General features: G+C 37.6%; 5 protein-coding genes. 2 read left to right on the top strand and 3 right to left on the bottom strand.

The features are described 5' to 3' along the window. The first annotated feature begins 170 nt into the window (after window positions 1-170). Entirely contained in the window at window positions 171-2,015 is a 1,845-nt protein-coding gene (locus tag DCO46_RS02740; RefSeq protein WP_116751065.1) for a T9SS type A sorting domain-containing protein, read from the top strand. 40 nt (window positions 2,016-2,055) lie between these two features. Continuing rightward, the gene (locus DCO46_RS02735; protein ID WP_243416236.1) at window positions 2,056-3,549 is read left to right on the top strand and encodes a hypothetical protein; all 1,494 of its coding nucleotides are present in this window, start codon (window positions 2,056-2,058) and stop codon (window positions 3,547-3,549) included. A gap of 29 nt (window positions 3,550-3,578) precedes the next feature. Here the strand turns inward: DCO46_RS02735 and DCO46_RS02730 are convergent, their stop codons facing one another. The 3 genes from DCO46_RS02730 to DCO46_RS02720 form a co-directional block, all read right to left on the bottom strand. Then, window positions 3,579-4,034: a DUF1810 domain-containing protein gene (locus DCO46_RS02730; protein WP_116751064.1), complete on the bottom strand. Its 456-nt coding sequence runs from the start codon at window positions 4,032-4,034 to the stop codon at window positions 3,579-3,581. Window positions 4,035-4,149: 115 nt separating this feature from the next. Further along, a complete protein-coding gene (gene xth, locus DCO46_RS02725; protein ID WP_116751063.1) occupies window positions 4,150-4,929 on the bottom strand; it encodes an exodeoxyribonuclease III in 780 nt (259 codons plus the stop codon). A 66-nt stretch (window positions 4,930-4,995) separates the two neighbouring features. Continuing rightward, on the bottom strand, window positions 4,996-6,378 hold the full coding sequence (locus tag DCO46_RS02720; protein WP_116751062.1) for an exonuclease domain-containing protein: 1,383 nt from the start codon (window positions 6,376-6,378) through the stop codon (window positions 4,996-4,998). Window positions 6,379-6,483: the final 105 nt, after the last annotated feature.

Genomic DNA, 6,483 nt, shown 5'->3' with positions numbered 1-6,483 from the left:
ATAGGTTTTTAAATCCGTAGATTATTATTCAGAACTGAAGCAAGTTTTGAATGCTGCCAATTATTTTTTTAGGCTAAAGCCTGAAAAAATAGCTGTGGATATTTTTTGCCAAAAATTAACGGAATCAAAAGGCAAAGAAATAGTTCTTTATTAACTATAATATTTTGAAAATGAGAGCAATAAAAAAAATAGTATTACTCGTTTTGGTACTAATCACTACAAAATCTATTTCTCAGATTTATTTTAGTCCAAATGCCTATATGTATGTAAAGAACGAAGTTCTGTATGCCAAACAGAATGTAAATTTGGCTGTTAATTCCAATTTATATCTAAGGAATAATTCGCAATTTGTTCAGGGAACTACAACTACTTCAACCAATACGGGACTGGGTAAACTGTCTGTATTTCAGGAAGGAACCACAGATAGTTATGAATATAATTACTGGTGTTCTCCTGTAGGGAATCCATCGTCAACAATAGGAAATGAAAGTTTCGGAATCAAGCTTTTAAACCGTCCCACAACTTCTACAGCAACAACTCCTGCGGCTATGTTGCCCTGGGGAACCCAAAATGGTACTGCAGTCCCGTTGGGAATATCTACCAGATGGATTTATAAATTAGTAAATGCCGACAATTATTCGCAATGGATTTATGTAGGCGAAACAAATGGATTAGCTGCAGGAGAAGGTTTTACCATGAAAGGAACAGCCGGTACAGATGCCTTAAATCCTGAAGGGACAGGTGTCACAAATAATCCCGGCGCTGCCCAAAGATATGATTTCAGGGGGAAACCCAATGACGGGAATATTACGATAACATTGGGTGCGAGTAATTCCACTTTAACCGGAAATCCTTATCCGTCCGCTTTGCATTTAAACGCATTTCTATTGGATCCTTCCAATACAGCAACCGGAGGAGTAGCTTATTTTTGGGAACAGGACAAAACGGTAAATTCTCATTTTGTGGCGGCTTACAAAGGAGGTTATGGAACTTTTTCTCCGATGGGTGTAGGATTAAATGGTGTATATGTTCCGGCGACTTTCAATACTTATAATGGTGATGGCTCTGTAAATCATACCGGAGTTTCATCAAACCTTGCGATACAGCGTAAATATTCGCCTATAGGCCAGGGATTTGTGATTTTTGCTACTGCCAGCGGAACGGCAACATTCAAAAATTCGCATAGGGTACTTTATAAAGAAGGGGGAGGTTTGACTCAATTTGCAAAAATAAATATAAAAGATCCGGATGTAAAAGAGAAGGATATAAAAGATACAGCTAAAAAGGAAAGTAATAAAAAAGAAAATGATGAAGAGGAAACAACTCCCGTATCTTTTTTCAGGTTGAATACCATCATTGACAATCAGTTTACCAGACAGCTTGCTTTGGCATTTGTACCCGAAGCTACCGATGGGATTGATTATGGTATAGATGCTCACAATATAGACGGTTCTCTTCCTAATGATGTGACTTTTTGGTTAGAAGGCGGAAGTTATACCATTCAGGGGGTCAATTTTGATGTGACGAAAAAAATACCTTTAAAAGTAAAAGTTACTACAGAAGCCACTTTTAAATTTTATATACCGGAAATAATAAGCTTTGATGCGTCTCAGCCGATATTTATTTATGATGATTTGGATAAGACGTATCATGATATTAAAAACGGATCTTATCTGGTTACGGTGGCTCCCGGAACGTATCTGGAAAGATTTAAAATCACTTTTACAAATACGTCACTGGGCACATCTGATAATGTTAAGAAGCAATTTGTCATTTATGAGGATAATCTCAATAGTGTCCTAAAAGCTTCGAACCCGAATAACCTGTCCATACAATCGTTTAAATTATATGATATGCTCGGAAAAGTAGTCTTATCGAAAAAAGCTTTGGGTAATGATTCCGATTATGCTTTTTCTACAAGCGGACTTACCTATGGTATCTATATAGCTGAATTCCTTACTACTGATAACGAGAAACTTACTCAAAAAGTTTTTATATCTAATTCAGGTAAATAAAATCAAAAAAGAATAATATCAACAATTAATATTAGAAATCATGATGACTATCTCTACTCCGCAAAATCAAAAGAAATTATTGTTATTGTTTTTTGTTCTCTTCACTTTCATAACAAATGCTCAAATCGGAATTGGAACGGTTACGCCAAATGCCAGTTCGATACTTGATATAACTTCAACTACTCAGGGAATGCTGCCTCCGAGGATGACGACAGCACAGAGAATTGCAATTGCATCTCCGGCAGAAGGCTTAATGGTTTATGATCTAACCCTAAAATCAGTATTTTATTATGCAACAGGAAACGGCTGGCTGCCACTGGTGAATGGATCAAGTTCAAGATTAAATTATAAACTTATAAAATCTACAGATGTACTGGCAACCGTTCTGGCTACAGAAAAAACTGCCGGAGGCGGAACAAAATATCTGATGGATGCCAATACATTATACGAAATAAATGGAACGATAGCATTGGATTTACCAATAGAAATTAATAATTCATATATTGTTGGTCAGGATGCTAATGGAGATGTTCTAAGCCGTTCTGGAGGAATTTTTGTCGGTGCAACCGGGGGAAGCATTAAGACATTAACACTAAGTTCTTCTGCCGGAAGCGTTTTTAGCCTTAGTGGTGCGGCAACTCAGAGTTTATTAATGAGAGATTGTATAATCGCATCCAGTCAGTCAGTTGGTTCTATTTCCGGTTTTGGATTAACTTTTTTTAGTGTTATTCAGTTTCTTTCCAATGCAAATGGAATAACTTTCGACAATATCAATTATGCATTACTTAGTAATCTCGCATGGTTTTCCAGTAATGCCGGGACTTTTGAAAAATATACCGGAACTTTTACTCTTATAGAAAAACAAGGAGGGTTTAGTCAGGTCACAGGTACAGCAGTAGGTATTGATGTATCTAATAATCCTGTCATTAACGGAGATGCCGTTTTAGAATCAGTAGTCTTTACCGGTACTACAACGGGGGCAGGAGCCTATGTAAAAGGATATACAGCAGGAAGTTACACCGGATATAGTTTTAATAATAACTGGAATGTAAGATCTGCGGGAATCCCTACCGAATCGGACACAAACGCTACGGGCGATTTTTCTGTTGATTATGCTGTTGGTAGTGGTATTAACGTAACTTTTAATAGTTCGAACCCAAGTAATATTGTAAAGATTGGTGGAGTAGGAACTACTTATACTACATCTAATTTATTCAGATTTTCAGCACCATCTTCAGATCCGGCGAGATTACTTTATCAGGGTAAAAAGAAAAGAGTCTTTCAGATTGCAGGTTCCGTTTCTTTTCAGGTTCCGTTTGCCGGGACTTATATCATATACATTGCCAAAAATGGAACGGTGCTAACCCAATACAAAATCTATGGACGTGGAACAGCAACCAGTGATATAGTGGTACTGCCAGTAAATGGTACAGCCGAATTGGCAAATGGCGATTATATTGAAATATATGCGCAACGTTATAGCGGTTTGACGGGTCCTATCGTTGTACCAAATATGACAATCACACTCAAGTAATTCACATCAGCATAACAGATTTAATTCTGTTATGCTGACATTTCAACCGGAGTTCTAATCGTAGTTAATGAAAGTGTAAGCGGATCTAAATCACCTGCAAAAAATCTATTCAATAATTCTGTAAAAATAGGATCTGCATTTTCAACCTGGCTAAAAAGCGTTAAGGAAGATCGCAATTTTCGGGCATCCAAATCACCTAAAATTGTTTCGGCAGATTTATTTTTGGCACTTACTAATAGTTGTTTACATATTTCAACAAGATGTCTTGATAAAATAGGATGCTGAAGATAAGCAGTGGCTTCATTGATATCAGCAATAGAATAATAATCAGCAATACTGCTTTTGCCCAAACCTTTTATCTGCGGAAAAATGAACCACATCCAGTGGCTTTCTTTTTTTCCTTTTTTTATTTCCGAAAAAGCAGTTAAGTAAAGTTTGTTCTGAGCATCTAAAAAACGAGTTAAATCAGTATTTCCGTAAGTCATCGCAGTATATTTTAAAAGGTTGTATTAGTGTTTGTTTTGGTCATTCAAAAATACATGCGAGTCTAAAGTATTTGTTATATAATTATTTCTGTTTGTTATATAATTACAGGCTGATTCATTTTTGACTATCAATTTCTATCCAGACAGGAGCATGGTCGCTGGTCTTTTCCCATCCGCGGACATGTCGGTCAACGCTGGCGGAAAGAAGGTATTTGGCTATCTGGGGACTAAGTAAAAAGTGGTCAATTCGAAGCCCGGCATCACGCTGGTACGCATTTCTGAAATAATCCCAAAAGGTATAAATCTTTTCATCCGGATGTAATTTCCGAATAGCATCTGTCCATCCTTGTGCGGCTAAATCCTTAAACGCCTTGCGGACTTCAGGCCTGAATAAGGCATCATCCACCCAGCGTTCTGGTTTGTATACATCGAGTTCGGTTGGCATTACATTATAATCGCCCACAAGGATCACCGGAATTTTCAATTTTAAAAGTGTTTCTGCACGATCTGCCAGTCTCTCAAACCACTTCAGTTTATATTCTAATTTTGGACCGGGCGCCGGATTACCATTTGGAAGATATAAACACCCAATTACGATTCCGTTTATCAGTGCTTCTATATACCTGCTTTGCAAATCATCATCATCTCCGGGAAGGATGCGTGTGACTTCTTCAATTTCCATATTTTTTGCCAGAATCGCAACGCCGTTCCATTGTTTTTGTCCATGCCAGATGGCGTTATAACCAGCATCATTTATAGCTTTTACCGGAAATTTGTCCTGAGGTGCTTTTAATTCCTGAAGGCAGACAATATCCGGAGCGGATTCTTCCAGCCATCGAAGTAAAACATTCAGTCGTCCGTTGACTCCGTTGACATTATAGGTGGCAATTTTCATAATACATTACATTAGTTCATATCCTAAGTTACGAATATTAAATGCATTATATTATTCCTAAGAGGTTTACTTTACTTTTTTGGAGGTATTAGAAAACACTTTACCAGGATATTTTGCAGCATATGAAGAAATCAGCTGCATGATATAATTACTGCTTCTGTACTGTGTTACATAATCCTTAATTTCAGAAGGTTCTGTAATTGTAATGTCTGTTGTAATATAACCCATTCCATAAAAGTGACCGTTTTCAACCCAGATACAGCTGCGTTCCTCCGGGGTGCGGCCTTTATCGATGATACCAAAACTCGGGCGGCCTTTTATTAGAAAATCAATGGCATTTTTGATTCGTTCGTTATGGGAATCCACATCAGGCAGTTCAGATAAATCTTTTTTCTGAATAAATTCTCCTTCTTCCGGTTTTGAATATTTACAAAAACGGTAATCAATATCAAATTGTTCCGTAAGATTCCGCAAGAGATTAATCGCATCAAATTCGCTGTTAAAGACTTCCGTACAGGCCTGGAATTTATTTAATTTTCCGATTGCCAGGTATTTATATCCATTACGCGCTTCATACTGATACAGTCCAAATTTAGCTTCAAAACGTTTTAAAGCCCTGTTATACGCCGGCCATAAATTCTTGATTTCACTGCATTCGAGCAATAAAGCCATCAATTCAGTGCCACAAACTTCATAAGAAATGGAATGAATATCACGGAGAAAATTTTGTCTTTGCGGGGTAATTTTATGCCCGCTAAAATGAGAAGCAACACGTTTTTTTATGTTAATAGCCTTACCGACATAAATAACTTTTTTTACCTCATTATAAAAATAATACACTCCCGGTTTTTCGGGTAACTGTTCAAAATCAGCAGGAGGAAGGTTAGGAGGCAGCCGTTGATCCTGGGCTGTTTTTTTGATCATTTTGGTCATTTCTCCTTCTTCATCCCAAACCAATAAACGGGAGAATAAAATAGCAGTCGCATCAGCATCGCCACCCGCGCGGTGTCTTCCGTTAACGGGAATATCCAGTGTATTACAAAGATTCCCCAAACTGTAGGAACTCAAACCGGGGCGGATTTTTCTTGTCGCGCGTACCGTACATAGTTTTTTTGCGGTCCATTTAAATCCGGCCTGTTCCAGCTGGTGGCGTACAAACGAATAATCAAAGTTGACATTGTGTGCGACAAAAATACGGTCGGTAAGCATCTCCAGCACTTTTTCTGAAATATCATCAAAAATGGGTGCATTCTGTACCATTTCATTATTAATACCTGTCAGGGCAAAAATAGGAAGCGGTATATCTTTTTGGGGATTGACGAGGCTTTCCCAACGATCAATTATCTGGGTACCATCATGGATAATAATGGCAATTTCCGTAATACGGCTCCCACTGGCATTTCCGCCTGTGGTTTCAATATCTACTATGGCATATTCCTGCTTTTTCATTTAATTCCTTTCGACAAACCAGTGCGTTTTTTTGATGTAATTTATAATTGACATTCAGGGAAATAACCTGAAATAACAAAACTACAAAACTTTTTTATCCGACTT

Source organism: Flavobacterium sp. HTF, assembly GCF_003105115.1.
In the GTDB taxonomy this organism is placed as follows: domain Bacteria; phylum Bacteroidota; class Bacteroidia; order Flavobacteriales; family Flavobacteriaceae; genus Flavobacterium.
The sequence above is the reverse complement of the archived record's forward strand: the minus strand, read 5'-3'. Positions and strand labels throughout refer to the sequence as shown.

What these genes read in the sequence shown, in the direction of transcription:
- DCO46_RS02740 (WP_116751065.1), top strand. Translation starts at nt 171, where the DNA reads ATGAGAGCAATAAAAAAAATAGTATTACTCGTTTTGGTACTAATCACT.
- DCO46_RS02735 (WP_243416236.1), top strand. Translation starts at nt 2,056, where the DNA reads ATGATGACTATCTCTACTCCGCAAAATCAAAAGAAATTATTGTTATTG.
- DCO46_RS02730 (WP_116751064.1), bottom strand. Translation starts at nt 4,034, where the DNA reads ATGACTTACGGAAATACTGATTTAACTCGTTTTTTAGATGCTCAGAAC.
- xth (WP_116751063.1), bottom strand. Translation starts at nt 4,929, where the DNA reads ATGAAAATTGCCACCTATAATGTCAACGGAGTCAACGGACGACTGAAT.
- DCO46_RS02720 (WP_116751062.1), bottom strand. Translation starts at nt 6,378, where the DNA reads ATGAAAAAGCAGGAATATGCCATAGTAGATATTGAAACCACAGGCGGA.